The sequence below is a fragment of the Ciceribacter sp. L1K22 genome, from assembly GCF_017599385.1.
Classification (GTDB): domain Bacteria; phylum Pseudomonadota; class Alphaproteobacteria; order Rhizobiales; family Rhizobiaceae; genus Allorhizobium.
The window spans coordinates 2,400,030-2,425,969 of sequence record NZ_JAGFPK010000001.1 but is presented as its reverse complement, the minus strand read 5'-3'; the positions used below and the strand labels follow the sequence as shown (position 1 = coordinate 2,425,969).

26 protein-coding genes, 1 tRNA gene and 1 pseudogene are annotated in these 25,940 nt (G+C 62.7%); 11 read left to right on the top strand and 17 right to left on the bottom strand.

The window, feature by feature from the left end; genetic code table 11:
* Positions 1 to 18: 18 nt before the first annotated feature.
* The 3 genes from J5J09_RS12135 to J5J09_RS12125 form a co-directional block, all read right to left on the bottom strand.
* Positions 19 to 633 (bottom strand): GNAT family N-acetyltransferase, encoded by a 615-nt coding sequence (locus J5J09_RS12135; RefSeq protein WP_208551134.1) that lies wholly within the window; start codon positions 631 to 633, stop codon positions 19 to 21.
* Positions 634 to 676: 43 nt separating this feature from the next.
* Complete coding sequence (locus J5J09_RS12130) at positions 677 to 1,387, bottom strand: hypothetical protein (protein WP_208551131.1); 711 nt, start codon at positions 1,385 to 1,387, stop codon at positions 677 to 679.
* A 97-nt stretch (positions 1,388 to 1,484) separates the two neighbouring features.
* Entirely contained in the window at positions 1,485 to 2,414 is a 930-nt protein-coding gene (locus J5J09_RS12125) for a DMT family transporter (protein WP_246745831.1), read from the bottom strand.
* Between the two features lie 295 nt (positions 2,415 to 2,709).
* Between J5J09_RS12125 and J5J09_RS12120 the strand changes: the two genes are divergently transcribed.
* Positions 2,710 to 3,111: a helix-turn-helix domain-containing protein gene (locus J5J09_RS12120; protein WP_246745830.1), complete on the top strand. Its 402-nt coding sequence runs from the start codon at positions 2,710 to 2,712 to the stop codon at positions 3,109 to 3,111.
* On the opposite strand, the gene lipB is transcribed toward J5J09_RS12120, so the two are convergent.
* Complete coding sequence (gene lipB / locus J5J09_RS12115) at positions 3,112 to 3,840, bottom strand: lipoyl(octanoyl) transferase LipB (protein WP_208551129.1); 729 nt, start codon at positions 3,838 to 3,840, stop codon at positions 3,112 to 3,114.
* 180 nt (positions 3,841 to 4,020) lie between these two features.
* Between lipB and J5J09_RS12110 the strand changes: the two genes are divergently transcribed.
* Positions 4,021 to 4,105, top strand: a tRNA-Leu gene (locus J5J09_RS12110).
* 57 nt (positions 4,106 to 4,162) lie between these two features.
* Here the strand turns inward: J5J09_RS12110 and J5J09_RS12105 are convergent.
* Positions 4,163 to 4,660: a BON domain-containing protein gene (locus tag J5J09_RS12105; protein ID WP_208551117.1), complete on the bottom strand. Its 498-nt coding sequence runs from the start codon at positions 4,658 to 4,660 to the stop codon at positions 4,163 to 4,165.
* 62 nt (positions 4,661 to 4,722) lie between these two features.
* Positions 4,723 to 5,226: a peptide deformylase gene (locus J5J09_RS12100; protein WP_208551110.1), complete on the bottom strand. Its 504-nt coding sequence runs from the start codon at positions 5,224 to 5,226 to the stop codon at positions 4,723 to 4,725.
* A 247-nt stretch (positions 5,227 to 5,473) separates the two neighbouring features.
* On the opposite strand from J5J09_RS12100, the gene mgtE reads away from it, so the two are divergent.
* Both mgtE and J5J09_RS12090 read left to right on the top strand, forming a co-directional pair.
* Entirely contained in the window at positions 5,474 to 6,892 is a 1,419-nt protein-coding gene (gene mgtE / locus J5J09_RS12095; RefSeq protein WP_208551106.1) for a magnesium transporter, read from the top strand.
* 65 nt (positions 6,893 to 6,957) lie between these two features.
* The gene (locus J5J09_RS12090) at positions 6,958 to 7,344 is read left to right on the top strand and encodes a MerR family DNA-binding transcriptional regulator (protein ID WP_208551094.1); all 387 of its coding nucleotides are present in this window, start codon (positions 6,958 to 6,960) and stop codon (positions 7,342 to 7,344) included.
* A gap of 31 nt (positions 7,345 to 7,375) precedes the next feature.
* On the opposite strand, the gene J5J09_RS12085 is transcribed toward J5J09_RS12090, so the two are convergent.
* The 3 genes from J5J09_RS12085 to J5J09_RS12075 are packed head-to-tail and all read right to left on the bottom strand — an operon-like array spanning position 7,376 to position 9,590.
* Positions 7,376 to 7,843 (bottom strand): isoprenylcysteine carboxylmethyltransferase family protein, encoded by a 468-nt coding sequence (locus tag J5J09_RS12085; RefSeq protein ID WP_208551090.1) that lies wholly within the window; start codon positions 7,841 to 7,843, stop codon positions 7,376 to 7,378.
* Between the two features lie 12 nt (positions 7,844 to 7,855).
* Positions 7,856 to 8,821 carry a DUF1624 domain-containing protein gene (locus J5J09_RS12080; RefSeq protein WP_348646450.1) on the bottom strand — a complete coding sequence of 322 codons (966 nt, stop codon included), beginning with the start codon at positions 8,819 to 8,821 and terminating at the stop codon, positions 7,856 to 7,858.
* Between the two features lie 55 nt (positions 8,822 to 8,876).
* Complete coding sequence (locus tag J5J09_RS12075) at positions 8,877 to 9,590, bottom strand: DUF599 family protein (protein ID WP_208551084.1); 714 nt, start codon at positions 9,588 to 9,590, stop codon at positions 8,877 to 8,879.
* A 584-nt stretch (positions 9,591 to 10,174) separates the two neighbouring features.
* Here J5J09_RS12075 and J5J09_RS12070 point away from each other — a divergent pair.
* The 5 genes from J5J09_RS12070 (at position 10,175) to J5J09_RS12050 (ending at position 14,787) form a co-directional block, all read left to right on the top strand.
* On the top strand, positions 10,175 to 11,575 hold the full coding sequence (locus tag J5J09_RS12070) for an L-serine ammonia-lyase (protein WP_208551080.1): 1,401 nt from the start codon (positions 10,175 to 10,177) through the stop codon (positions 11,573 to 11,575).
* 72 nt (positions 11,576 to 11,647) lie between these two features.
* A complete protein-coding gene (locus J5J09_RS12065; RefSeq protein ID WP_208551069.1) occupies positions 11,648 to 12,085 on the top strand; it encodes a DUF1489 family protein in 438 nt (145 codons plus the stop codon).
* A gap of 102 nt (positions 12,086 to 12,187) precedes the next feature.
* Entirely contained in the window at positions 12,188 to 13,117 is a 930-nt protein-coding gene (locus tag J5J09_RS12060) for an ATP-grasp fold amidoligase family protein (protein ID WP_348646449.1), read from the top strand.
* A gap of 39 nt (positions 13,118 to 13,156) precedes the next feature.
* On the top strand, positions 13,157 to 13,867 hold the full coding sequence (locus tag J5J09_RS12055; protein WP_208551066.1) for a phosphoribosyltransferase: 711 nt from the start codon (positions 13,157 to 13,159) through the stop codon (positions 13,865 to 13,867).
* A gap of 74 nt (positions 13,868 to 13,941) precedes the next feature.
* Complete coding sequence (locus J5J09_RS12050) at positions 13,942 to 14,787, top strand: DUF2182 domain-containing protein (protein ID WP_208551063.1); 846 nt, start codon at positions 13,942 to 13,944, stop codon at positions 14,785 to 14,787.
* A 46-nt stretch (positions 14,788 to 14,833) separates the two neighbouring features.
* Here the strand turns inward: J5J09_RS12050 and J5J09_RS12045 are convergent, their stop codons facing one another.
* The 6 genes from J5J09_RS12045 to J5J09_RS12020 form a co-directional block, all read right to left on the bottom strand.
* Positions 14,834 to 15,637, bottom strand: coding sequence for an ABC transporter permease (locus J5J09_RS12045; protein ID WP_208551057.1), 804 nt, complete (start codon positions 15,635 to 15,637; stop codon positions 14,834 to 14,836).
* A gap of 13 nt (positions 15,638 to 15,650) precedes the next feature.
* The gene (locus tag J5J09_RS12040) at positions 15,651 to 16,586 is read right to left on the bottom strand and encodes an ABC transporter permease (protein WP_208551051.1); all 936 of its coding nucleotides are present in this window, start codon (positions 16,584 to 16,586) and stop codon (positions 15,651 to 15,653) included.
* Positions 16,587 to 16,616: 30 nt separating this feature from the next.
* Entirely contained in the window at positions 16,617 to 17,735 is a 1,119-nt protein-coding gene (locus J5J09_RS12035) for an ABC transporter ATP-binding protein (RefSeq protein ID WP_208551044.1), read from the bottom strand.
* A 71-nt stretch (positions 17,736 to 17,806) separates the two neighbouring features.
* Complete coding sequence (locus J5J09_RS12030; protein ID WP_208551037.1) at positions 17,807 to 18,985, bottom strand: PotD/PotF family extracellular solute-binding protein; 1,179 nt, start codon at positions 18,983 to 18,985, stop codon at positions 17,807 to 17,809.
* Between the two features lie 84 nt (positions 18,986 to 19,069).
* Complete coding sequence (locus tag J5J09_RS12025; protein ID WP_208551031.1) at positions 19,070 to 21,055, bottom strand: primary-amine oxidase; 1,986 nt, start codon at positions 21,053 to 21,055, stop codon at positions 19,070 to 19,072.
* A gap of 243 nt (positions 21,056 to 21,298) precedes the next feature.
* Positions 21,299 to 21,994, bottom strand: a complete 696-nt coding sequence (locus J5J09_RS12020) for a LuxR C-terminal-related transcriptional regulator (protein ID WP_208551028.1) — start codon at positions 21,992 to 21,994, stop codon at positions 21,299 to 21,301.
* Positions 21,995 to 22,230: 236 nt separating this feature from the next.
* Here J5J09_RS12020 and dusA point away from each other — a divergent pair, with 236 nt between their 5' ends.
* Together dusA and J5J09_RS12010 are read left to right on the top strand one after the other, a co-directional pair.
* Entirely contained in the window at positions 22,231 to 23,262 is a 1,032-nt protein-coding gene (dusA, locus tag J5J09_RS12015; protein ID WP_281436274.1) for a tRNA dihydrouridine(20/20a) synthase DusA, read from the top strand.
* Positions 23,263 to 23,396: 134 nt separating this feature from the next.
* Positions 23,397 to 24,017, top strand: a complete 621-nt coding sequence (locus tag J5J09_RS12010; protein ID WP_208551024.1) for a J domain-containing protein — start codon at positions 23,397 to 23,399, stop codon at positions 24,015 to 24,017.
* A gap of 5 nt (positions 24,018 to 24,022) precedes the next feature.
* On the opposite strand, the gene J5J09_RS12005 is transcribed toward J5J09_RS12010, so the two are convergent.
* Both J5J09_RS12005 and J5J09_RS12000 read right to left on the bottom strand, forming a co-directional pair.
* Positions 24,023 to 24,481, bottom strand: coding sequence for a hypothetical protein (locus J5J09_RS12005; RefSeq protein WP_208551019.1), 459 nt, complete (start codon positions 24,479 to 24,481; stop codon positions 24,023 to 24,025).
* Positions 24,482 to 24,667: 186 nt separating this feature from the next.
* Positions 24,668 to 25,863: pseudogene (locus tag J5J09_RS12000) on the bottom strand (IS481 family transposase).
* Between the last annotated feature and the right edge of the window lie 77 nt (positions 25,864 to 25,940).

Here is a 25,940-nt window from a genome sequence, read left to right as displayed (position 1 = left end):
AAGGGGCGAGAATGGTCTTCACGGTACTTCGATCAGCGGCACATGACTGGCCGCGTCGCGACGCATTTCGCCGGTCAGGCGCGGATCGTCGCTCACCTCGACCATCACCGCATACGGCTTGAAGCCGGAGCGCTGGTAGAAGGGCAGGGCGGCCGGACTATCGAAATTACAGGTGTGCACCCAGAAGCGCGAGATTGGCTTTTCCCAGGCGCGACCGATTGCTGTGTTCATCAGCAGGCGCCCGGAGCCGCCGCCGATCGCTTCAGGAACGAGGCCGAAGAAGGCGAGTTCGCACTCACCCTCCTTGCGGAAATCGAGCTCCAGCAGGCCAAGCCGCTCGCGGCCATCCGTCAGCGTGTAGACTTCGACGCCCGGGTCGCCAAGGATGGCCGCCAGCTCTTCCTTCGCCATCAACAGGCGCGAGACCCACATCCAGTCCTCGCCGACGCGCCGGAACAGGTCGCGGTAGTCTTCCACTGACGGGCTGTGCCAGCGTTCGACCGTCAACGATCCGGCGGGCGCCGGTCGCGTTGGCGGAGGCTCGAGCATTTCGAGGCAGGTGACGACGTTGGCGAGCTTGCCGGGTGGAACGGGCGAGTAGCCCATGGGAAGGTGAGGGTTCTTGGTGTCCATGCGCCCTTTGGACCGTTTTGGGCGGTCGCTGTCAAGGTCGCGGTCAGGCGGCTCTGACGCCTTCCAGCAGAACATGATCAGGCACGTTGAGCCATCGGGCCTTGCCGGTCCTGGCGATGACCTCGGAAGGAACGATAGCCGACAACAGGTCGTGCCAGCCCGGATGGTGCACCCGTCCCGCCGGCGTCTCTCGCTCGATCCGCGTCAGGATTTCAATCTGCGGTGCGCTCAGGACGACCTTGCCGCGAGCCACGCAGCCGCGCAGAATGCGGTAGATGAAGGTGAGATCGTCGAGGCCGACCCCGGAGCCCGCGTTGTTGCGCCAGTGCCTGTAAGCGCCGCGATCCTCGCAGACCGCCAGGCGCAACTGGTCGAGTGCCAGGGTCGACAGAAATTCGGGAACCGACCGTGCCGTCTCCAGGACATGCAGGACGATCTCAAGCTCGAGGGTCGAATGGATCGCGCCGTCGCTGGCAAGAAGGCTTTCCAGCCAGCGGCCCCACACGTCGTCGATGATGCCCCGGGGTTCGCTGCCGTCGACAAGATAAAGGGTGACAGATTCGATGACATAGTTGCGCCATTCGGCACATTTGACGGGACAGAGATTGTTGATGCCGAGAAGCGCGATGACGTCGCGTCGGCTGCGCAACCCTTCCGGAAATGCGTAGCGGCGCAATCTGTCCATGTCGGCGGCGTCGAGCGCCGTCTTCCCGGCGATCACACATGCCGGAAAAGAAAGACGATGATCGTCCATTCTTTCTATCCCCGTTTCATCATGAAACTCGAAACAGAATAGGCGCGATCTGTTTCCAACCGGACAATCGGAAGGGTTAGCGGTCCGTAACCCGTTGTCAGGCCTGTGCCGTTCCGGCACGCTTGTGTTCGCGCCATAGGATGAACAGCCCGGAGGCGACGATGATCAGGATACCGGCCCATTTCGACAGCGTCGGAAAATTGCCGAACAGTACGTAGCCCAGTGCGGTGGCGGCGATGATCTCGAAATACTGGAACGGTGCCAGCACCGAGAGCGGCGCCATCCGGAAGGCGCGCACGACCAGAAGATGGATATAGCCGGAGATCGATCCGAGCAGGATCAGCAGTACGAGGCCGAGCAGCGACGCCGGGAGAGACGGTGCGAAATCCGGGATCGCAAGCCCGTCGCCGACCAGGATCGCTGCACCCATGAAGAGCGTGCCGCCGATACCGGCCATGGTCTGCATGGTCATCGGCGAATCGGCCTCGCCGATGGCGCGGTTCAAGAACATGTAGAGCGCGAACAGGAAGGCGCAGGCGACCGGCAGCAGCGCCGTCCAGCCGAAAATCTCCCAGCTCGGCTGGATGACGATCAGGGCCCCGCCGAAACCGATCAGGATCGCCAGCCAGCGCCGCCAGCCGACGCGGTCACCGAGAAAGAGCGCGGACAGAGCAGTGAGGATGAAGGGCTCGACGAAGTAGATGGCGAAGACGTCGGCGAGCGGCATGTACTTGACCGCGATGAAGAACATCAGGCTTGCCGCGCCGTGCAGCACGCCGCGCAGCAGGTTGAGGAAGGGACGTTTTGCGGTGAGGGCCGCCCGGCCGTGCAGTGCGACCAGGACGGGCAGCGTGCAGGCCAACTGGAAGAAGAAGCGGAAGAAGGTGATCTGCGCCGGCGACATGTGTTCGTACAACGCCATGTATTTGGCGATCGCGTCCATCAGCGGCAAAACCAGCATGCAGCCGCCCATCAGGACCATGCCGTGGACCGGGCTGCGGCTGTGGTTTTGGAGTGCTGTCGACATGGCGGCTCGGTTCGTTGAAGCCGCCTTGAAGCATGCGGGTCGCGGCCTCGCAAGGCCTTACGGTCCAAAAGCTGGCAGCAACCTTTATTCGACTTTTGTCATGCTACGGCATTTTGTGGCGCAAGCGGGGTGGCGGTCCCGGTACACACCACCTATAGTACCAGCTGCCATCATCTGGACCATTCTTCGGGCGTATCGCCTTCGTTCCAGTGCAATTGAAGAAGAACGGCCTGCAGCGCGGCACGCTTTTCCCCGCGATAATCGCTCCGGCCGCGAAAATACAGGAAGGATACCCATGAACACCTTCACCCGGATGGACAAGTTCGTTCCCGATGCCAGTGACGACACGCTCGGCGGCCGGCTTTCCAGCGCGCGAGACGCAGTGGGCGTCAGCCTCGCCGACCTCGCCAACCAGCTCGGCGTTCGCCACGAGACGCTGCAGGCGTGGGAGGCCGATCGCGCCGAGCCGCGTCCGTCGCGGCTCGTCAATCTCGCCGGCATTCTCGGCGTCTCGCCGATGTGGCTGATGACGGGGCAGGGTGATGGGCCGGTGCACGGCGGCAATGGCGAACTCTCGATCGAGGCGATGCAGACGCAGTTGCTGCGCATGCGGGAACTTCACACCGAAAGCGGCCGGCTGCTGTCCAGCCTTCAGCGGCAGGTCGACGAGATGCAGCGCTCAACGCGGCGCGACTAGTCAGCCGGCTTGGCGCGTCTCGTTCGCGGTCGCGCCAAATACCTCTTCGAACGCCTCGCGTAGTCTGATGTCTACATCGGCCATCATCACAGGCAGGCCGAGATCGACGAGACTCGTCACGCCGTAGCGGCTGATGCCGCAGGGCACAATGCCGCCGAAATGCGAAAGGTCCGGGTCGACGTTGAGCGACAGGCCGTGAAAGCTGACCCAGCGGCGCAGCCGGATGCCGAGGGCGGCGATCTTGTCTTCGGTCACCGCACCGTCCGGCAGCGGCGGCTTGTCCGGCCGGCGGACCCACACACCGACGCGGTCCTCGCGGCGCTCGCCTTTCACGTTCATGGCATCAAGCGTGCGAATGATCACCTCCTCGAGCGCAGCCACATAGGCGCGGACGTCCTGGCGCCGGCGTTTCAGGTCGAGCATCACATACGCGACCCGCTGGCCCGGGCCGTGATAGGTGTATTCGCCGCCACGCCCGGTGGCGTGAACGGGAAACCGATCCGGATCGATCAGGTCCTTGGCGTCGGCGCTGGTGCCTGCGGTATAAAGCGGCGGATGTTCGAGCAGCCAGACGAGTTCGTCCGCCTTTCCGTCGGCAATGGCGGCCACCTCGGCCTCCATCGTGGCGATGGCGGCCTCGTACGGAACGAGCCCCTCGGAGATTCTCCAGCGGACTGGCGGAGAACCGGCGGATGCGTGCATTTCAACGGAAAGATCGGTACGGAGCATTGGCCACCTCGGCCCCTAATTGGCAGCGACGGCGGACAATATCAAGAGCCGGAATCCCGCGGTGCAAGGGCTTTGGAGGGTCGTTCCCGGAATTCATCAAAAATCTGTCATGGTGGCCTTGTGCGGGGGAAATCGTTTTGCTACATGCTGCCCCGCCGGCGCAAGTCGGCCTACCACGATGCGGTCGTGGCGGAATTGGTAGACGCGCAGCGTTGAGGTCGCTGTGGGGCAACCCGTGGAAGTTCGAGTCTTCTCGACCGCACCAAAAACCCGGCTTCGGCCGGGTTTTTTGTTGTCCGGACAGCAGCTCGGCCGCGTCTGATCATTCGTCCGCGTCGGCTGGAATGTGCGTGTCGACGCCGAGCGTGGTTACCTGGTTGCGCAGTTCGGCCACGCCCGGAACGGCCAGCACGGCAAGCTCCAGCATGCGCCGTTCTTCGGCAGTGTCCACAGCACCCGTCAGCGTTACCGTATGCCCGTCGGCATGAACGTCGATGGCGTCAGGGTCGATGCCGTCGATCATCTCGATTGCCGAGGTGACGTCCGCCTCCAGCTGGTCGCTGTCTTCGCGGTGATCAGTTTCGGGCAGGACGGGATCTTTCGGCTTGTGCTCGAGACCTGTCTCGTCGGCGCGGCTGATCCGGTAACCCTCGTTGCGCTGGCGATCGAAATTGGCGCCGGCGCCGCCATAGGCGACATTGTCGACAGGGCGCGCGGCCGCACCCGGCTCGTCGGCATAGGGCCAGCCGTCATCGACATCTCGTTCGGCATAATCGCGGTAGTCTTCCTCGCGGGACAGGGGCTTCTTTTCGTCGGCCATCGGTGTGCTCCTTGGGTTGGTGCCAAGGAAACGTCACAGAGGCGTCTTGGTTCAGTCGCCGGTCATGCCTTTCGGCCGGGACGCGATTTTTCCCATTTCCTGACCAGCCGGTCCCGCTTCAGCCGCGACAGGCGCTGAAGCCAGAAAATGCCGTCGAGCTGGTCGATCTCGTGCTGCATGCAGATCGCCGGGAAGCCCTCCATGTCGACTTCATGGGAGGCGCCCGACAGATCCGTGTATCTCAACCGGATCGCCGCTGGCCGCTCCAGGGTTTCGATGGCGCCGGGCATGGAGACACTGCCTTCCTCGTGCTCCATCGTGTGGGCGGATGCGCTCAGTATCTCCGGATTGGCGAAGTCGCGACGGCCACCCAGTTGCGGCAGGTCGAGCACCACGAGACGCAGGTCCATCCCCACATGCGCGGCGGTAATGCCGACGCCCGGAGCTGCCTTCATCGTCTCGTAAAGGTCATCGGCGAGGGCCTTGAGATCCGGGCCAAAGTCGGTGACGGGCCGGCACGCCGCGGCGAGCCTAGGATCGGGATAGACGATGATGTCGCGGCGCATGCTGGGCCTCCGGTGTGGCAAAATCTCGCCGCCTTCCGATAAACCTGCCGGGGCCTTCGTGCAATGCGCCAGGCCGGTGGCTCCGGGTCTGGACGCGTCGGCGCGAATGCGTTAGCAGAGGGGCGGACATCTGGCTTGGGCTGCGCTGCTGCGCGTGCTGCAAGAGTTTGGTCCATCAGCATAATTTGAGCTCCGGCCGTGCTCGTCGCGAACCGGATAAACCGGCACAGGAGCGAGAGGCGGAGCGATGAGCGAAACCGACGAAGACGCCCTCAACCGCCCGGCGCCGGATGATCAGCACGACGATATCTACGACGAGGAAGGCTACGTCCGTCACGACTTCCTGACGCTGGTCGGCGCGGCGATCGCCGACCGCGACGTGCTGTTCCTGCGCCAGCATGTGGCGCGGCTGCACGAATCCGAACTCGGTGACCTGATCGAGGCGATCCAGCCGGACCAGCGTCTCGCGCTGGTCAAGCTGCTCGGCGACGACTTCGACCTGACGGCGCTCACCGAAGTCGACGAAGCGATCCGCATGCAGATCGTCGACCAGATGCCGAACGCGCAGATCGCGGCGGCGATCGGCGACCTCGATTCGGACGACGCCGTCTACATTCTGGAAGACCTCGACGACGAGGACCGCGAGGAGATCCTCGCTCAGCTGCCGTTTACCGAGCGTGTTCGCCTCAGGCGTTCGCTCGATTATCCGGAAAGTTCGGCCGGCCGCCGCATGCAGACCGAATTCGTCGCCGTGCCGCCGTTCTGGACGGTCGGCCAGACGATCGACTACATGCGCGACGAGGAGGAACTGCCGGAGAGCTTCACGCAGATCTTCGTTATCGATCCCACCTTCAAGCTGCTCGGCGCCGTCGACCTCGACCGTATCCTGCGCACCAAGCGTCAGGTGAAGGTCGAGACGATCATGCGCGAGACCAATCACCCGATCCCGGCCGAAATGGACCAGGAAGAGGCAGCCCAGCTCTTCGAACAGTATGACCTTCTCTCGGCCGCCGTCGTCGACGAGAACGAGCGCCTCGTCGGCGTTCTCACCATCGATGACGTCGTCGACGTGATCCAGGAAGAGGCCGAGGAAGACCTGCTGCGCCTCGGCGGCGTCGGCGACGAAGAGCTGTCGGATAGCGTCCGGGAAACGTCGCGGTCGCGTGTTCCGTGGCTTGCGGTCAACCTCGTCACGGCATTTCTCGCCGCCTCGGTCATATCGCTGTTCGAGGCGACCATCGAGGAGATCGTGGCGCTCGCGGTGCTGATGCCGATCGTCGCCGGCATGGGCGGCAATGCCGGCTCGCAGACGATGACGGTGACCGTGCGGGCGCTCGCGACCCGCAATCTCGACATCCACAATGCCTGGCGCGTCGTCCGACGAGAGGCGGGGGTGGGGCTGTTGAACGGCATGGTGTTCGGCATCCTGATCGGCATCGTCGCCGCTTTATGGTTTCAGGACCCGAACATCGGCGGCATTATCGCGACGGCCATGCTGATCAACATGATGGCGGCCGCCATCGCGGGAATCCTGATCCCGCTGCTGCTCGACAGGATCGGTGCGGACCCCGCGGTCGCCTCGGCGGTCTTCGTCACCACCGTCACCGACATCACCGGCTTCTTCTCGTTCCTCGGACTTGCGGCGTGGTGGTTCAATATCCGATGAGGCCGGCAAATTGACTTTTACGTAAGAGTTAATAGAATGGTCGTGCACTTTGAATCGGAACGACCTTGAAAAAACATTATAGCATCACGGAGCTGACGCGGGAATTCGGCGTTTCCACCCGCACGTTGCGCTTCTACGAAGACGAGGGATTGATCCATCCCGAACGTCGCGGTCGCACGCGGCTCTACCGCGCGGCCGACCGCAGGCTGATCATGGAAATCCTGCGCGGTCGCCGCATCGGATTCACCATCGCGGAGATTCGCGAAATCATCCAGATGTACAAGGAGCCGCCGGGCGAGGTCGGCCAGCTCAAGCTGATGATGAAGCGCATCGACGAGAAGCGCGAGGAATTGCGCCAGAAGCGCAAGGATATCGAGGAAACCATCGCCGAGCTCGATGTCGCCGAGGAATCCTGCCTCACACGGCTGGTCGAGATCGGCGTCGGCACCTGACGCGATCAAGCGCTCGGAGGTGCACCGTTTCTCAGATCCAGCGTCGCGTCTGGCGGCAATACGATTCGTACTTGATGCCGAATCGCGCAAGCAGGTGCATTTCCTCCCGCCTTACCACCACAATATCGGTGACGAGCGCCGCTGCGATTGCCGCGACGACAAACCAGGGATTGCCGAGGATCAGGCCAATCCCCACCGTGCTCAGCGTATAGCCGACATAGATCGGGTTGCGGGTGATACGATATGGACCGGTGGTGATCAGGTGCGAGGCCGCCTTATGTGGCATCACCGTCGTCTTCGCGGTGATCAGCGTCTTCAGCGCCGAGAGATCGAGAAGCATCCCTGCCATCAAGACAAGTCCGCCGACCAGAATGAGCACGGACCGGCCGGGCAGCGGCAGGCGGACGAGATGACCGAGCGCGAAGGCGGCGACGATCGCCACGGCGTAGAGAAACGGGGGCCAAGGAAAACGCACTGGCTTCAAACGATAGGCATTCATGATGCTGTTCCGTTATTGGCTTGCGGCTGTGCATTCACTCGCCATGCGCGAGATTCGCTCATCTTCATTCACGGAGATTGCGCCGGACTGGAGTTGCTCGAACAGGTCCTCCTGGTTCAGCCGGTCCAGCGTACAGGCGCAGAAGCGCACGCACATGCCGGCGTCGCCCTGCTGGGCGGTGCAGTTGACTTCGCAGCTGCGAAGATAGGACACGGCAGGATCGGGGGCCGCCGGTGGCGCGATCTGCGCGATAATCCAGACCAATGCGATGAGTACCGGCTGGTGCACCAGGTAGAAGGCCAGGCTGTGGCGCCCGGCAAAGCCAAGGAGGCGCGGCCCGGATGGCATGTCCGCGAGCCGCGAGAGCCAGCCTGAGGACAGCAGCAGCCGTCCCGCCGCTATTCCCGCGAGCACCAGGCCGAACCAGGGGAAGAGTGGCACGTAGTCGTTGGAGCGCGGCGGCGTTTCGGACAATCCGACCCACAGCAATGCCGGATGATCGAACACCGCCGACCGCCAGATCTGGGGTAGCGCGATCACCGCGACGGCGAGAGCGAGCGTCGCCAGCGGCGGCCACCTGACGAAGGCAAGACCGAGCACGCTTGCGACGGCGATCGAATGCAGGATGCCGAAGAAGATGAAGGCGTCGGGCGTGCCGATATAGGTGGCGATGCTGATGGCGGCGGCGGCGACGACCACCATGGCGAGACGCTTGCCGAAGCCCTTCCAGCGGATCTGTGGGAAATGCGCGAGAACGAGGCTCAGGCCGACGAGAAAGAGGAAGCTGCCGGCAATCGAGCGTGCGTAGTATTTCAAGAAGCCGTGGGTTGTCGTTCCGGGGTCGAGATAGCCGAAGAACTCCAGGTCCCAGCTGAAATGATAGGTCGCCATGGCGACGAGCGCCACACCGCGCAGCGTGTCGATGATCTCGATCCGGCGCGGCGCCGGGGCTTTCGTGGCAGGGGTATCGCTGTTCACGGGCTGTCCTCTCCGGCCTCTGATGGGTCGCCGACTCGGGCCGGACGGCCGCGTTTCAGACCCGGAATTCGTCCTTTTCATGACGCACTTCGGCCAGCACCGCCTGCCTCGCCTCGGAGAAGAACTGGCGCCGGATGAGGACGAGGAAGATGAACGAGGTCATGAGTATGAAGACATAGGGACCCGCAAACCAGCCGAGATAACCGATCGACAGGAATATCGCGCGTAGCCCGGCATTGAAATTGCCGGCGGCGAGCACATTCATGCGGATCACCCGTTCGGCTGCCTCGCGTGCGGCCAGCGGATAGCGTTTCGCCTCGTCCTGCATCGGCAGGCTGCCGAACAGAATGGTGCAGTAGTTGAACAACCGGTAGGACCAGCCGAACTTGAAGAAGGAATAGCCGAAGATGGCAGTGAGGCCACAGACCTTGAGCTCGAAGGCCGAGCGTCCACCGGCGGCGACATAGGGCAGGTCGCGGAACACCGCGTCCGCCTGCTCGGCTGCGCCCAGAAGCGCAAAGCAGCCGCCGATGGCGAAGATGGACGTCGAGGCGAAGAAGGCTGTGCCGTTCTGCAGCCCGGCGAGAATCTGCGTGTCGATCATCTTCAGGTCGCGCTTCAGCGAATTTTCGATCCACTGGCGCCGCCGTTCGCTCATCGCCTGCGTCAGGCTGGTTCGCGACACGATTCGTGCGCCCCCGGTCACCCAGGCGAATACGATCCAGCTGACGATGAAGAAGGCGAGGGCCACGAGATCGGCGATCGGCATGCGGAGGTCCCTTGTTGAAAGGCGTCGTCGGTCACCTGTTGTAGGCGTTTGCCATTTCCACAGGCAAGGCCTTAACGCGACCGCAATCTCTACGCCAAAATTGGGGCGGTGTGCCACAAGCGCACAAATGTGACAGTTTGATTAAGTGACTGAATTTTAATCCGTTCGTGCGTCTTGTGCATGACTGCCATGTCGTGGTCGCCTTGGTTTAGCCTTTTTTGGAGGTTGCGGAGGTTGACGGAATTTAATAATAAGGGCGCCGGAAACGCGGTCGGGGGACAGCGTTCCGCATTTGGCGGACCAATTCGGAGTTATCATGGAAAACAGCATCCAGAAGTCTTGCTGGGCCATCACGTTTCGCGCGCTGATCGGCTTCACAAGTGTCCTGGCTATTGTCTACCTGTTCGGACGCGTCTGAGACGTTCGACAACTCGAAATCTTGACGGCGTGGCCTTCACGGGCCGCGCCGTTCCTGTATTGTCCGTGCTCTTCCGTGTCGCTCGAATGAAAGGCGATGTCGGTTCGCCGCCGGGTTCGGCTCCCGCGCTGATTTAGCCTTGGTCAAAAGCGGCAAGGGGAAAAGCATGTTTCTTTCGGTGTTCGACGTGTTCAAGATCGGGGTCGGTCCGTCCAGTTCCCACACGATGGGGCCGATGACCGCCGCCAACCGCTTCCTGGATCTCATTGCCTCCGATGACTGGCCGCGTCCGGCCGGAGCCCATGTCGTGGCGCTGAAGGCCAGCCTGCACGGCTCGCTCGCCTATACGGGAATAGGTCATGGCACCGGGAACGCCGTCATCATCGGGCTCACAGGCGAGGCGCCTGACAAGGTCGATCCCGATCGCATGGAAGCCATTGTCGCCGAGGTGGAACGGACGGGGCAGGTGACACCGCCCGGCCATCCCTCGTACCGTTTTCTGCCGAAGGACGACCTCGTCTATGACAAGAAAACGCCGCTCTCCGGTCATGCAAACGGCATGCGGCTCTCGGCCTTCGACCGGGACGACCGGCTGCTCCTGACCCAGATCTACTATTCGATCGGTGGCGGCTTCGTCGTCACCGACACCGAGCTTCTCGCCATGCAGAAACAGAAGAAGGCGGCGACCTCGCAGAAGGTGCCGTACCCGTTCGCGTCGGCGAAACAGATGCTGGCGATGGCGGCAAGTTCCGGGCTGACGATCGCCCAGATGAAGCGGGCCAACGAAGAGGCGGTGATGTCGCGCGAGGAGCTCGATGCCGGCCTCGACCGGATCTGGGACGCGATGGCGAGTTGCATCGATCGCGGTCTTCGACAGGAGGGTCAGCTGCCTGGTGGTCTCAAGGTGCGGCGGCGCGCCAAGTCGATCCACGACAAGCTGCAGGAGGAGTGGCGCTCCAATCGGTTGAACCCGGTGCTCGCCAACGATTGGCTGTCGGTCTACGCCATGGCGGTCAACGAGGAAAACGCGGCCGGCGGTCGTGTCGTAACCTCGCCGACCAATGGCGCGGCCGGCGTCGTTCCGGCGACCATCCGCTATTACCTGCACTTCCATCCTGATGCCGATCAGGAAGGCATCCGCGATTACCTTCTGACGGCGGCGGCCGTCGGCGGCATCATCAAGCACAATGCGTCCATTTCCGGCGCCGAGGTCGGCTGTCAGGGCGAGGTCGGTTCGGCCTCGGCAATGGCGGCCGCAGGTCTTGCGGCCGTCATGGGCGGTTCGCCGGAGCAGATCGAGAACGCCGCCGAGATTGCGCTTGAACACCATCTCGGCATGACCTGCGATCCGGTCGCGGGCCTCGTCCAGGTACCCTGCATCGAACGCAACGCGCTCGGCGCCGTCAAGGCCGTCACCGCCGCCTCGCTCGCGCTCAAGGGCGACGGCACGCATTTCGTTCCGCTGGATGCCGCGATCGAGACCATGCGGCAGACCGGCAACGACATGAACGAGAAGTACAAGGAAACCTCGCTCGGTGGTCTGGCGGTGAACGTGGTGGAGTGTTGAAGCTGTTGAGCACACTCCGTCTGCGTCAGCCTTGCCCTTGACCGCTGGCCAGGACCGGTTATCTCGGTAGCCATGACCTTGCATCTCCTCAAACTCTGCGTCGGAGCCGATTCGATTGATGACCTGCGCGACTGGGTCTCTGAGCGCTGCCTGGTGGCCGTCGCGGCGGGGCTTGAGCCGCATTCCTCGCATGTCACCCGCATGGTCCCGAAGCGCATCGCGGAACTGCTCGACGGTGGTTCGCTCTACTGGATCATCAAGGGCCAGCTCTCGGCCCGGCAGAAACTCCTCGACATCAAGACGTTCACCGGTGGCGACGGAATCACGCGCTGTGAACTCATCCTCGGTCCAGAGGTCATCGAAGTCGCGCCGGCGCCGCGCCGTCCGTTCCAGGGCTGGCGCTATCTTGAAGCCGATGCCGCGCCCCGCGACCTTGCCGCCTCAGGTGCCAATATCGAGGACATGCCCGACGACCTGAAGCGGGAACTGGCCGAGCTCGGACTGCTGTAGGGGGCGCTGAACCTCCGAAATCCGGTAGTGTCGCGTTTACGCAAATTTCGGTTTCCTCGCTTATGAGTTGCCGTTCAACGACACGACGGAGGGGGAAGCGGCGTGGCGATCGCCCGGAAAGAAAAATTCAAGCTCGAGGAAATCCATACGAAGGGACTTGGCAATCTCTTGCGGCGGATTGCCTGGCGTCTGATCGCCCCGCTCCCAGATCCGCTTTACGTCCGGCTGCAATATCGTCTGATCAGAGGCGCCTGGCCGAACCTCTCGAACCCGGTCATGTTCGGCGAGAAGGTGCAGGCCCGCAAGCTCTGGGACCGCAATCCTCTTTATGCCACGTTGGTGGACAAGAATGCCGTCAAGGCGTGGATCGCCGAGCGGGTCGGAGCCGAGCACGTGCTGCAGGTCTACTGGGCCGGCAGGGACCTGAAAAGCGTCGACTGGAGCACCATTCCGCTGCCGGTCGTCGTCAAGCCGAACCACGCCAGCGGTCTCGGGCGCTTCATCTACACGCCCGAGGATGTCGCGGAGCTTCTGGCCGATGACCCTTCGGCCGAATGGCTGGCGGTCAATCATTACAGGTACAATCGCGAATGGGCCTACAGCCAGGTCGAGCCCAAGATGATGATCGAGCAGATGCTCGTCGTCGACGGCGGCATCCCCGCCGACTTCCGCGCCTTCGTCTTCGACGGCAAGATCTCGCATTTCATGGTCGACATCCGCCACGGCGAGACGGCAACATCCTGTGCCTATGGGCCGGACTGGACCAAGCTGCCGTTCTACGACCCCGAATATTTCCCGCATCACAAGGGTGAGGTGCCGCGTCCGAAGCAGTTCGAAGCGATGTGCCGGATCGCTTCGACGCTCGGCCGCGAGCTCGACTTCGCCCGTATCGATTTCTTCGTCTCCGACGACAGCGTCCACGTGGGCGAAATCACGCTCTACCCCGGCGGCGGCTACGAGGGTTTCGAGCCGAAGGAATGGGAGCGTGTCATCGGCGAACGCTGGACGCAGCGGCTCTATAACGGGCGATGATCATCCCGCTGCGGCCCGGAGAAATTCAAGGAGCGTGGCATGCAGCCCCATGATTTCTGGCAGGACATCCTGCCGCCGAAGAGTTTTGATCCGGCGCGCGGGCATGCGGACTTCTATCCGGCGACATTTGCCGACGGACGCCAGATCTGCCTGCCGATCCGTCCGCTCTCAGACGGGCGACATGCGCTCGCCTCGCTGATCGTCAATCAAGCCAGCTTTGCGGTGGTCGATGCCCTGGCCGAGGATCTTGCCGGGCGGCTGTCCCCGTTGCGCCCCGAGATCGTGGTGGGCCTGCCGACGCTGGGGCTGACGCTTGCCTCCGCCGTGGCGCAAAAGCTTGGCCATCGCCGCTACGTGCCGCTCGGCACCTCGCGCAAGTTCTGGTATTCCGATGCCTTGTCGGTGCCGCTGTCGTCTATCACCACGCCGGACCAGCAGAAGCGCCTCTACGTCGATCCGCGCATGCTGCCGCTGTTGACGGAACGCCGCGTCGCTGTTGTCGACGACGTGATTTCCAGCGGAACCTCTATCCGTGCGGCGCTGTCGCTTCTTCAGACCTGTGGCGTCGAGCCGGTGGTGGTCGGCGCCGCGATGCTGCAATCCGATCGCTGGCACAAGGCCCTGGGCGAGGAGGGGCCGCACTGGCCGGAACGGGTGCGCGGCAGCCTTGAGACGCCTCTGCTCGCCAGGGGCGAGGACGGGCTGTGGTACGGGCCGGCTGCCGCTTCGGGCTCTCCACCAAACGGTTGATTGCACAGCGACTTCCTCGTGCGCAGACTTCAGTCCCATATCAAGTTGGGTCTGCCTTGAGAGGAACGACCGGTATGCCTTCCCAACGGCTTTCGTTCTCAACAGGGTTTCCGCCTGTCGTACGACCGCCATACGTGCTGGCGGCAGGCCTTGTCGCCCTCGGTTGGCTGGCAATCCTCGACATGCTCGATACCGCCATCTTTTCCTCCGAAGCCGGGTCGCTCGGCCCCGGCATGGCGGTCGTCAGTGGCGTCCTCCTGAAGGTGAAGGGTATTCCCCTTGAGCTCTGGCAGTCACTTTGCGTCACGGACGTAGAGCCTGATTTCTCTTGGGCCAGCTGGAGCCAATTCTGCGCCATGGGGGCCATCATGACGCTCGCCATGATGTTGCCGTGTGCGTCACCTGCCTGGCGGATGCTCCGCACCGGAGGGGTCGCCTCCGCCGCTTTTGGCTTCCTCGGCGGCTACGGTTTTATCTGGATCCTGTTTTCACTGGTGCTCGCGACGGTCGACATGACCTTGCACCTTCACGTCGGTCCGCACCTCGTCTCGACGGCAGGTTTGACGGGCGTTCTGGCTGCAGCCGCTGTCATTGGCGCCGGCGTTTTTCAATGGACAGGGTTCAAGCACGGAGCGCGGCTCCAGATCGCGACGTGTAACCTCCCTGACATTCACGGCGATGCCCGCCTTACCTCCTCATTGCCCGCAGGCATTCGCTATGCGGGCTATTGCGTAAGGTCCAACGGGCCACTGATGATGTGCATGATCTTCCTTGGCATGATGAACATCGTCGCCATGGCGCTGCTCCTCCTCGCCATGGCGCTCGAGAAGAGCGTGACGAAAACCCACGTCTCCCACGGCATCGGTATCGCCCTCGTTCTCGCCGGATCGCTGTGGATGTATGGCGCGGCGGTGAATTGAAAAAAAGAGCGGCCCGAAAGCCGCTCATCCCCAATTCTGCCTGCGCTTAGCCTCTGACCTGGCGGCGCTTCATCAGGGCCGAGATCTGGTATCCGAGCGCCATCACCACGGCGGCGGCGAGGATGGTCAGCGTACCGACCGCCGGGACCTGGGGCGTGTATCCGGATTGCAGCTTGGCGCTGACCCATTCGGGAATGGTCGAATCGGCGCCCGATGACAGCATCGATAGCGGAAAATTCGCCCAGGACAGCAGGAAGGCGAAGGTGAAGCCGGAAAAAATGCCCGGAGCCAGCAAGGGCAGTGTGATTTCGCGCATCACCTGCCAGCGGCTCGCTCCCAGATCATAGGCGGCCTCCTCCACCGCCGGATCGAAGGAATAGACCTGGATGGCGATCACAAGCGTGGCGATCGGCGCGATCCAGACCAGATGGGCAAAGACGGTCGCCTGCCAGGAGGGCGTGATGCCGAGCGCGGTGAACCACAGCAGCAGGGCAAGGCCCAGTACGGCCTGCGGAAAGAGGATGGGCAGGAGGATGATCTTCTGGAACAGGCGCCGACCTTTCCAGTCGTAGCGGGCAAAGGCGAGCGCGCCGAAGAAGGCCAGGACGGTGGAGAGGCAGGCGACCGCCACGGCGATGACCGTCGAGGTCCAGAAGAAATCGCGGATCGACAGGGACTCGAAGACCTCGAGATACCATTTGTCCGAATATTTCGGCACGGGGAAGCTGAAGTATTTCGAGCGCGAGAACGAGGCGAGCGCCATGGTGATCATCGGCAGGTACATGAAGACGATGAGGGCGGCCATGGCACCGCCGTAGGCGATCTTGGCGCTGCGGCTGAAATCGTTCATGGGCTCTTTCCTCTCATCTCTTGCGGCCGAAGATGGCGTCGAGATCGACGCGCTTGAACATGGCCAGCGCCAGCGATCCGGCCAGCACGATCATCAGCATCGACAGCGCCGACCCTTTCGGCCAGTTCTGCGCGAAGGTGAATTCCTTCTGGATGTCTTGGGCAATCATTACGACGGCCGTGCCGCCGAGCACCTTGGCTTCGGTGATCGCACCGGCGGCCAGGATGAAGGTGATCAGCGCGCCGATCATGATTCCGGGCATGGCGAGCGGGATGTCGACTTCCTTCATCACCTGCCAGCGGCTGGCGCCGAGATCGAAGGCCGCTTCGCGCATCTGGGCCGGGACCATCGAGACGCCGAGGATCATCGGGAACAGCATCATCGGCAGGTTGATGTAGACGAGGCCGAACAGCGTGGCGCTGAAGGTGTAAAGCATGGAATCGACGGGAATGCCGAAATAGGTCTGCAGGGTGCCGGAGACCACGCCGCCCTTGACCAGGAACAGCATCCAGCCCATCAGCCGCAGATTGTCGGCGACGAAAAGGGGCGCGGCCAGGAGCAGGGCCAGAACTCCGGCCGAGCGGTCAAACACGCGCACCATGGCAATGGCGAGCGGATAGCAGACCACCAGGAGAATCGCGACGGTCGATGCCGCCAGTTGCACGGACGCCAGGAAAGACAGGTAATAGCTGTCGGAGAAAATCGCGCGGAAATTCTCAAGCGTCGGCATCTGCAGCACGGAGAAGGTCTGCGGCGGCATGAAGGCGAAGACCAGGACCAGGGTGAGGGGACCGAGAAAGCCCACGAGCAAGAGAAGACCGACCGGTAATGCCGCGAGGAAGCCGGGGTTCAGCACGCCCCGCGCGAGCCGCATCTGAAAGGGCTCGGTACGGGATGTCCGGCGCGGCGGGACCGCGGTGTGGCTGAGCGTTTCGCTTGCATCCGTCATACGCGACATTCTCCCTCAGTGCTGCTGATATCAGTTGGCAAACCGCGCGGTCGGGAAGATCGTCGAATCCCTGGCGTCCCAGCCGATGGTGACGCGACCGCCGGCTGTGCCTGCCAGTTGCTGTTCGCGCAGTTTCTCGACGAGGAAGACCTGCGTATCGCCGACGCGCACCTGATATTGGACCCGCGATCCCAGCAGATATTCGTTGTAGACCACGCCTTCGAGCGTGTTGGTCGCCTGGGGGGCTGGTCCGTCCAGAAAGCGGATGTCCTCCGGACGGATGACCAGCGCGCCGCCGGAAAAGGCGTCGGCCACCGGCGGGGCCAGATAGCTCGCGCCGGTCGTCTGGTCGATCACCGTACCATCAGGGCCGGGGCCGACCTCGAGAACATTGACCTCACCCATGAACTCCGAGACGAAGCGGCTTGAGGGATTGCCGTAGATTTCGTTGGGCGTGCCGATCTGCACGAAGCGGCCCTTGTTCATCACGCCGATGCGGTCCGACATCACCATGGCTTCCTCGAGCGAGTGGGTGATGTAGACGAACGTCTTTCCCGTCTCGCGGTGAATGTCCTTCAGTTCCTTTTCGAGGATCTTGCGCAGCTTGTAATCGAGTGCCGACAGCGGTTCATCAAAGAACAGGATTTCGGGATCGAAGGCGAGTGCCCGGGCTAGCGCAACGCGCTGGCGCTCGCCGCCGGAGCATTGCAGCACGCCCTTGCCGTAATAGCTGTCCGGCAAGCGAAGCTGCGCCATCAGCTCCAGCGCCCGCTCCTTGCGACGTGCTGCCGGAACGCCGCGGATCTTCAAGGGGAATTCGATGTTCTGGCCGACGGTGCGATGGGGAAAGAGCGCCAGCGACTGGAAGACCATACAGGTCGGGCGCTTGTTGGCCGGCACGTCGTTGATGCGGTCGCCGCGCAGCAGGATGTCGCCATTGGTCGGCTTGTCCATGCCGACCAGCATGCGCACCATGGTGGTCTTGCCGCTGCCGGACGGGCCGACGATGGTGAAGAACTCGCCCTCCCTGATGTCGAGGCTGATGCGGTCCACGGCCGGGAACTCGCCGAAGAACTTGTCGACCGCGCGTAGCTGGAGAATGGGCACGGGCGCTGCTGATGCGATATCGGTGTTGGCAGTTACTGTCATCGTGCGGTCCCATCGGTCTGTTGGCAGGATCAGAGCGTTGGGAGGACGGGAGCGCCGACCTCCCGTCCTTGTCAGGCCTTCTCGCGCACGGCGGCCTGGAATATCTCGTGCAGCTTGGCGTAGCTCGGGATGATGTCGAAGTCGGCGCACTTCGCCATGTCGGCCGCCAGCGTGTCGTACTGGAAGGCGTCGAGTTCTTCCGTGTTGAACAGCGCCATGACCTTGGGATCGCCCATCTGGCCGACCGGATTGTAGGTGCCCTCGGCAAAGGAGACGTTCTTTGCGGTTTCAGGGCGGAAGCAGTATTCGATGAAGTCCTCGGCGCGCGGCGAGAGCTGCGGGTTGTTGACCAGCGAGGTCAGTTCCATCCAGCAGACGCCAGCCTTGCCGCCCATTTCTTCCGGTCCCTTGTTCGGCACGACGCAACGCAGGTTGGGGTTGCCGTCATAGCGGGCGGCCGAGACGGAATAGACGCTGCCCGGGAAGGAGCCTTCGATCGAGCCGTTGATCATGCCAAGCGCAATGGCGTTCATATCGTCGGAGAGGAAGGCGGCATTGTTGATCAGCTTGCGCATCACCACTTCGTATTTGGCGATTTCGTCGTCGGTCATTTCGCGGAACGGGCTGAAACCGGCGGCGATCACCACATGCATGATGACCCAGTCGTCATACATCAGCACGGCATATTTGCCCTTGTAGTCATCCGACAGCATCAGGTCATACCCTTCATCGGCGAGAGTCTCCGCCGATACCTTGTCGGTGTTGATCAGCATTCCGGAGGGGCCGTAGCGCTGGATCATGCCGAGCAGGGCATTGCCGTCGTCGGACATGGCCCAGTGATAGGGCCACTTGAACTCGGGGATCATCATGTCCCACAAGGGCTCGAACTTCGCCTTGTCCAGCGGCTTGATCAGGTTTTCGGGATAAAGCTGCCGACGACCCCAGGCATTGTTGAGGTTGATGATGTCCCAGACCTTCGTGTCGCCGGCGCGTAGCTGGTTGACGGCTTCCGGGTCGGAGATCAGCCCCTGCGCCTTGACGTTGCAGTTGAATTCCTTGCGGAACGGGTCGAGCACCTTGTCGGAATTGTAGCCCTCCCAGCAATAGATGTTCATTTCGTTTTCGCGGGCCGCCCAGGCGCCGCGCGGCATCATGGAGGCGGCGGCGATGCCCGCCGAAATCGAGACAGTGTCGCGCAGAAAGGCGCGCCGGGACTGGCTGAAGGATTGCAGGAGGTTTCGACGCTTCATGGATAGGACCCTCTGGTTCGTTATCGACAATCATTGCGATCTGGCATTGCGGCGATACAGGCGGTGGCGTGATCCGCCACGCGCTCAACTGTGGCAGCAGGCAGCGCCTTGCGTATTGGACTTGCTGGCCTTGTTGGTTTCAGGCGGCAGGTTGATCAGCGGATTGCCGTTGAAGAAGCCGACCGGCATCAGCTTGAAACCGCACAGCACGCAAGGCTGCACCGGGTGGTCCTCGACGCGGGGGATGTGGTGCAGGCCGAAGGAATGCCAGACGACGATATCGGTGTTTTCGACCGACCGGTCCTTGGCCGTCCAGGCGGGCAGGCCGTCATTGCCGCTCGAATGGTTCATGTACTCGCCGGCCGGGAAGCGTTCCTCGGGATCGTAGGGTGTGACCCAGAGATGATTGTAGATGAAGCCGCCGCGTTTGCCGGACGGGCCGTCCGGATGTGTGTAGGGCTGGATGGCCGAGGGGGTTTCCAGCTTGTAGGCGGTGGGCTTGCCGACCCAGTTCTTGACGTTGGGATTGGTGATTTTCCAGTAGCGCGACTTTTCGAAGTCGACCCGGCGCTGCGCTTTCAGCTCGCTGGTGAGCGGCGTCTGCTCGACATAGAAGGCATTGCCCATCGGATTGTCGGGGCCGATCGGCGGGGCCACCGTGTCGCATTCGACAACGGTGTTGTCGGGGCCGTCGACCTCCATGTCGAGGCGCATGCAGAAGACGTGCTGGTGGATGTGACCGACGACGCCGGGGGCGACTTCCGTGCCGTATTTCTGTTCGGTGCCGGGAATGCAGGCAGCGGTGTTGATGACACCGGTCGCCTTCATCTCGAACTCGATGGTGCCGTCCTGGAAGAGATACCAGTAGCAGCAGTATTCGTAATTGCCGACCGTGGTGATCGAGGAGATGACGAGACGGCGCAGGCGGCGGGTTTCGGTGCGCTCCGAGCGGAAGTCGAAGTGTTTCCAGGCAAGGCCGGCATCCTCCTCGTGGATGCAGATGGCGCTCGGGATCAGGCGCGGATTGCCCATCATGTCCGGCAGGACGACGTCCATGTAGTGGATGTGGCCAAGGCAGTCGCAGCCGAGTGCCAGCGAGTTGACCAGCTTGCCAAAGCCGTATTCGCCGCTGTCGAACACGTTCTTTCGGTAATGCACGCCGTCGGGATTGCCGTAGGGCACAACCATTTCGGCCATCGACACGCGATAGAGGATCGGCCGCCGCTGGCCATCGACCGTATAGCCGACCTGCTGCAGAACGAGACCCTCGCGACCGTTGAAGCTGATGCGCACATCCCAGTTGTCCCAGGTCAGCTTGTTGCCCTCGATGGTGAAGCTCGGGCCTTCGCTCTGCACCACGTCCAGCGGCTTCAGCGGCTTGCGGAAATCGGTGAGCAGTTCGGCATCGTAATTGATCGGGGTGTCCGGGACCGGGACGAAGGTGCCGGAGGCAGCCGAATGATCATCGACCCGCAGCACTTCCAGCTTGTCGACATCGACTACGACATTCAGTCCCTCGACCGGGTGGGCGTAGTAATTGTCGAGATCGGACATGCGCAGCCAGACGAAGGTATGCGCCAGCCGCTTGTTTTCCTCACCGGGTACGGAGAAGTTGCCGGCCGACCAGGGATCGACGCAGACATAGGCCATGTTGTCGATACCGCGGCGGCGGATGGCCTCCTGGAAGCGCGGATCGGCCTTGGCCACATCCTCGATCATCATGAACTCTTCGGGCGAGATCATCGGCCGGGCATCGGCCAGGAAATCGACCTTGATCACGGTGCCGGTGTCCAGATCCAGCCGGCCGCGCCAGACGCCGGTGCCGCCGCGCTTGTGCACGTTGAAGCGGGCCTTGCGCTCGATCGGCATGCCCGGAACAAAGGCGCGGACGACGTCCTTGGCCGGTTCCAGCAGTTCGATCGTCTCGAACAAGAGCGCCGGGCCGAAATCGAAATGGGCGCGCAGGATCGACGCGGCCTTGATCAGCTCGTCCGCCGTCAGCGGATCGAGCGGATGCGCGAAGGTGGGCGAGGCTTTCTGGGATAGGGAAACTGTCGGTCTCTCGTTCACGGACGATCCTCCATTTCAAGGTGTTTACCGCCGACGGTCGCAGGGGTCTCAACTGCGTTTCGTCAACTCTTGGAGGTCAATATTTGTGCATGCCTAAATCTTGTCCATCCACCGAACGGTTGACAGATGTCAAAGAAAAGGCGGTTTTTCGCAGCCGCGGCAAAGCGTTGCGGCCGCTTGCGGTTGAGCAGCCGATTGCGACGGCCGCCGGAGGCGGACTTTTCGTGTCAGGGTCGTTGGAATTCAGCCGAACTGCATCATCCGCGACACCAGCGCCGCGCGATTGTCGACGCCGGCCTTGTCGAAGATGTGGATGAGATGGGTCTTCACCGTTGCCAGCCCGATCCCCAGACATTGGGCGATGTCGGCATTGGTCCGCCCGCAGCACAGAAGTCTCGCCACTTCGGCCTCGCGCTGGGTGAGGTGCAGGAGGGCATTGGCCTTCTGCGTCACGACGGCTTTCGGTGTCGGAAGCACTTCCTTGAGATTGAAGGCGATGTAGGGATGCAGCGTATCGGCCAGATGGAACTGCTCGTCGGTCGGCATGCTGTCGTCGGCCGTCCACATCACGCTGATCCCCGCGTAGATCTGGCGGTCGCGCTGGAAGATCAGTTCGATGGTGTTGCTGACCTTGAACACGTCCAGGAATTGCCGATAGAGCGCCACCTCGCTTTCGGGGGCATAGCGGCGCGCGTCGGTCATTTTGACCACCGGGTTCTGCTCGTGCTCGATCTGACGCACATGCAGCGGGTCATGGGCGTGCATTTCGCGGATGTATATTTTCAGAAATTCGGAGGGGACGCGCGAACAGACGAAGTTGTGCAGGTTGTTGTTGTCGTCGACGGAGTAGAAGACCAGCCTGCTTGCCCCCAGGGTCCCGGACAGCAGCCGAAATGTCTCGTCGATGAATTCCCGCTTGCGAACTTCCGAGAAAGCCATGGCTATGCTCCACAGTGCGCTGAAAAGCCGCACGGCAATTATTGGTGCGGTGCAACAAATGTGTCAAGCGGCCTTCCGATTTGAAAAAGGCGGCGCCCTTCGGTAACAAGGGCGGCAATTGGCGGGATGCGGTCATCCCGTGGGACGCAAGGCCTGGGGCGGTCGTCTGTTCGCAGATCGACCGGGATCGATGATTATGGCCCGAAACGCGCGTGAAGAAGACGGAGATCACATCCTTGCAGGCGCATGATAACGCAGAAAAGCGCACTCATCTCCGGACACCCGTCTTTGCCGTCGCGCCGATGATCGACTGGACGGATCGGCATTGCCGGTTCTTTCACCGGCAGCTGACGAAGAAGGCGGTGCTGTTTACCGAGATGGTGGTGGCGGACGCGGTGATCCACGGACACCGCGAGCGGCTGCTCGGGTTTTCGGCCGAAGAGCATCCGGTCACGCTGCAGCTGGGCGGATCGGACCCGGGCAAGCTTGCGGAGGCGGTCCGGATCGCCTCGGAGTTCGGCTATGACGAGATCAACCTCAATGTCGGCTGTCCGTCGGACCGGGTGCAATCGGGAACCTTCGGCGCCTGCCTGATGAAGACGCCTGATGTCGTGGAGGCCTGTGTCGTCGCGATGAAGAAGGTCGCGACCGTGCCTGTGACGGTGAAGTGCCGGATCGGGGTGGACGAGCAGGAGCCTTCAGACGTGCTGCCGGATTTCCTGAGGCGCATGGTGGGCGCCGGGGCGGATGCGGTCTGGGTCCATGCGCGCAAGGCCTGGCTACAGGGATTGTCGCCGAAGGAGAACCGGGAGATCCCGCCGCTCGACTACGATCTGGTGCATCGGATGAAGCGAGAGAACCCTGATGTCTTCCTCGGCATCAATGGCGGGATCACGACGATTTCCGAGGCGAAGCGGCATCTGGAGGTGATGGACGGGGTGATGCTCGGGCGGGCGGCCTATCACAATGCCGGGCTGCTGGCGGAGGTCGACGCGGCGATCTACGGCGAGGCGGCGGACGCGGTCGACTGGCTGAAGGTGCGCGACACGATGGCGGATTATGCGGAGCGCTGGGTGGCGGGCGGCGGGCGGCTCAATCACGTGACGCGGCACATGGTCGGGCTGTTCCAGGGATTTGCCGGCGCGCGTCGGTATCGGCAGATCCTGTCGACCGAGGCGACCAAGGCCGGGGCGGGACCGCAGGTGATCCTCGACGCGTTTTCGGCGGTGGATATCGCCGGCGGGCCGAAGCTGCAGGCGGCGGAGTAGGGCGGTCGACTCGCTTTCACCACATTTTCCGCCTTTGCTTTGCCGTGATGATACCCGCCTTCATTGATCGGTGGAAAGCGCATCCGAGCCTTGAAGCGGGGCGGCGGGGGCGGTAGGTCTGTGGGCGGGCCGGGGTGGAACGCGACGAGAGACAGGTGACGATGGTGATCGACCCCTACAAGATGCTCGGCATCGAGCGCGATGCGGACGAGCAGGCGGTGAAGACGGCCTATCGCAAGGCGGCCAAGAGCGCGCATCCGGATTCGGGCGGCGACGCGGAGCAGTTTTCGCGGCTGCAGGCGGCTTTCGACCTGTTGAAGGACCCGGTGCGCCGCAGGGTCTACGACGACACCGGCTACGACCCGCAGCTCGCCGACGCCAAGGACCTCAAGGGCCTGATGATGATCGAGACGCTGGTCAACGACTTCATCCTCGACGAGCGCGAGCCGGGCAGTTTCGACCCCGTGGCGGCGATGCGGCGGAAACTCTCGGACGACATATTGAAGAGCCGCTTCCACATCCTGGAGCTGGAGCGCCACCGGGCGCGGGTCAGGAAGCATCTCGACCGGCTGGGCAAGAAGCCGGAGACCGACGTGCTCGGCTCGATGCTGCGCGCCCGCTCGCAGTCGATCGCCGATGCGATCAAGCAGGCCGAGACGCAGATCGAGGCGATCGAGCAGGCCTACACGATGCTCGAAGGCTATTCCTACGAGCTTGACCAGATCACCGAGGACCTGGCCAAGGCGGCGGAATAGCCGGATCAGCGGCGCGTTTCGCCAGGCGTCACCAGCTTTCCGCGCGACTGCGGGGCGCGGCGCGGATCCTTGACGTAGCTGCGGCAGAGATTGCGCCAGTCCCGCGCGGTGCGGTTCGCGTCATCGGGCGCGCCGTGGCCATAGAAGCGGGCGGCGACGGCGAGCGCCTGAAGCTGCAGGGCGCGGCGCGGGCCGTCCGCCCGGTCGACGACATAGGTCGTGTGCTGCCGCATGGCGTCGAACAGGACGTTGACCTCGGCGAGGATCTCCTCCACCCGCTGTTGCGCGGCCGGGTCCATCAGGCTCAGGCAATGGGGCAGGGCGGTGCCCCGGCGGCGCCAGAAGCAATGCCCGTGGCGGCGGCAGTCGGCATAGCCGCAGGCGGCCGGCATCCGCCAGGTCTCGGCGATGCGCAGGCGATATTGATAGTGCTGTTGCTGTTGCGGTGTCAGTTGGCTCTGCATTGCGGTTCCTTTCATCGGTTTGATTTTTGGGCACCCCAAAACCCCGCAGAGGCTCTCCCCCTCCGGTTCGGCATCACCTGTAATTTCCTTCCCCGTAACTCCAGACACAGGGGAAGCGGACGGGGTACCGGGGGCACCTCGTTAGTTTAGTATAGTGGTACCTTCCGGTACCCCGTTCGGCGGTTTTTATCCGCGACTTCGGCCTCTTGTAAAGCCCGGAGACATGCCTGACAGGTGTTCATAGACATGCCTGACAGTCATTGTCGTTTGTTGAGGTCGATAAGCGCGACCTGGTTGGCTGCGAAGAAGACGCCATATTGACCGTCTTGCGTTAGCGGCCTGATGGCGAGCGTTTCGCCTTGGAATGCTTTTGGCACGCGCCATGGCCGCCCCTTGAAGGTGACGTAAGCCTTTGTGGTGCTGACACGTCTGACGATCTCGCCCTCATCGTAGATGGGCTCGGGAAGTCTGGCAGGAAAGTTTCGTGTCGATGGCGTGTAGCGGGTTGCGGGGGCGACCATGGCGATGGCCTCATGCGGTCTGTGATGGTTGTAAAGGTCGCGCCAACGGTCGAAAGCGCCCTGAGCCTGCTTGAGATTGGAAAACGAAGCGAAGGCCAGGACCTCTGCCTTGAGGCTGCGGTGGAAGCGTTCGTTCTTCCCGCGCCCCTGTGGATGGTAAGGACGGGCATGTATGAGGTCTATGCCCAGCTTGAGGAGCCACACGCGCAACCGTGTCCAGCCGCCGGGAACTCCGGTTCCCCATGGATTTCCATTGTCGGTATAGATCGCCATCGGCAGACCGTGACGTTGCAGGATGGGTTCAAGTCTGTCGCGGACCGTCAATGTGCGCTCGTCGGTACAGGCTTCGATCCCGATGGCGAACCTGGAATGATCATCGATAATCGTGAGCGGATAACACCAATCGCCCGAGACGAGCTGAAAGCGGCCCTTGAAGTCCATCTGCCAGAGTAGATTGGGCGCTGCGCGCTCGAACCGACCGAACGCCGGCCCTGCACCCGCAAGTGTCGTGATACGGTCGTGCCGAGCCAGAATGGCATGAACCGTCGATGCGGATGGCGGATCGAGCCCGGCATTTTGCAGTAAGCGGGCAATCTTGCGCGCACCCCATGCAGGATGGGCATCGCGCACCTCCAACACCGCCTGCTCCAGCGATGCTTCCGTGCGGCGCGGACTGTGATGCGGGCGGCGCGAGCGATCCTGTGGCGGCTCGCCGGATCCAAGCCGCTTCAACCAGACATAGCCCGTCTGCCGACTAATCCCGAAGCGTCTACACAACTGCGAGACATTCGCCCCTTCAAGCTCGGCAAGGCGGCAGAACTCTAACCGTTGATCCACCACGGACTTCGTCTCCCAAGTCATCGCCACCTCCCAGAATCAATCCGGAAAGTGTCAGGCATGTCTATGAACACCTGTCAGCTATGTATCAGGGCCGAACA

Coding starts and splice junctions, on each gene's coding strand:
- J5J09_RS12135 (WP_208551134.1), bottom strand. CDS start 633: ATGGACACCAAGAACCCTCACCTTCCCATGGGCTACTCGCCCGTTCCA.
- J5J09_RS12105 (WP_208551117.1), bottom strand. CDS start 4,660: ATGGCCGACGAAAAGAAGCCCCTGTCCCGCGAGGAAGACTACCGCGAT.
- J5J09_RS12130 (WP_208551131.1), bottom strand. CDS start 1,387: ATGGACGATCATCGTCTTTCTTTTCCGGCATGTGTGATCGCCGGGAAG.
- J5J09_RS12050 (WP_208551063.1), top strand. CDS start 13,942: ATGCCTTCCCAACGGCTTTCGTTCTCAACAGGGTTTCCGCCTGTCGTA.
- J5J09_RS12045 (WP_208551057.1), bottom strand. CDS start 15,637: ATGAACGATTTCAGCCGCAGCGCCAAGATCGCCTACGGCGGTGCCATG.
- J5J09_RS12100 (WP_208551110.1), bottom strand. CDS start 5,226: ATGCGCCGCGACATCATCGTCTATCCCGATCCTAGGCTCGCCGCGGCG.
- J5J09_RS12055 (WP_208551066.1), top strand. CDS start 13,157: ATGCAGCCCCATGATTTCTGGCAGGACATCCTGCCGCCGAAGAGTTTT.
- J5J09_RS12040 (WP_208551051.1), bottom strand. CDS start 16,586: ATGACGGATGCAAGCGAAACGCTCAGCCACACCGCGGTCCCGCCGCGC.
- J5J09_RS12075 (WP_208551084.1), bottom strand. CDS start 9,590: ATGCCGATCGCCGATCTCGTGGCCCTCGCCTTCTTCATCGTCAGCTGG.
- J5J09_RS12020 (WP_208551028.1), bottom strand. CDS start 21,994: ATGGCTTTCTCGGAAGTTCGCAAGCGGGAATTCATCGACGAGACATTT.
- J5J09_RS12125 (WP_246745831.1), bottom strand. CDS start 2,414: ATGTCGACAGCACTCCAAAACCACAGCCGCAGCCCGGTCCACGGCATG.
- J5J09_RS12005 (WP_208551019.1), bottom strand. CDS start 24,481: ATGCAGAGCCAACTGACACCGCAACAGCAACAGCACTATCAATATCGC.
- J5J09_RS12030 (WP_208551037.1), bottom strand. CDS start 18,985: ATGAAGCGTCGAAACCTCCTGCAATCCTTCAGCCAGTCCCGGCGCGCC.
- J5J09_RS12070 (WP_208551080.1), top strand. CDS start 10,175: ATGTTTCTTTCGGTGTTCGACGTGTTCAAGATCGGGGTCGGTCCGTCC.
- J5J09_RS12035 (WP_208551044.1), bottom strand. CDS start 17,735: ATGACAGTAACTGCCAACACCGATATCGCATCAGCAGCGCCCGTGCCC.
- lipB (WP_208551129.1), bottom strand. CDS start 3,840: ATGCTCCGTACCGATCTTTCCGTTGAAATGCACGCATCCGCCGGTTCT.
- J5J09_RS12065 (WP_208551069.1), top strand. CDS start 11,648: ATGACCTTGCATCTCCTCAAACTCTGCGTCGGAGCCGATTCGATTGAT.
- mgtE (WP_208551106.1), top strand. CDS start 5,474: ATGAGCGAAACCGACGAAGACGCCCTCAACCGCCCGGCGCCGGATGAT.
- J5J09_RS12085 (WP_208551090.1), bottom strand. CDS start 7,843: ATGAATGCCTATCGTTTGAAGCCAGTGCGTTTTCCTTGGCCCCCGTTT.
- J5J09_RS12120 (WP_246745830.1), top strand. CDS start 2,710: ATGAACACCTTCACCCGGATGGACAAGTTCGTTCCCGATGCCAGTGAC.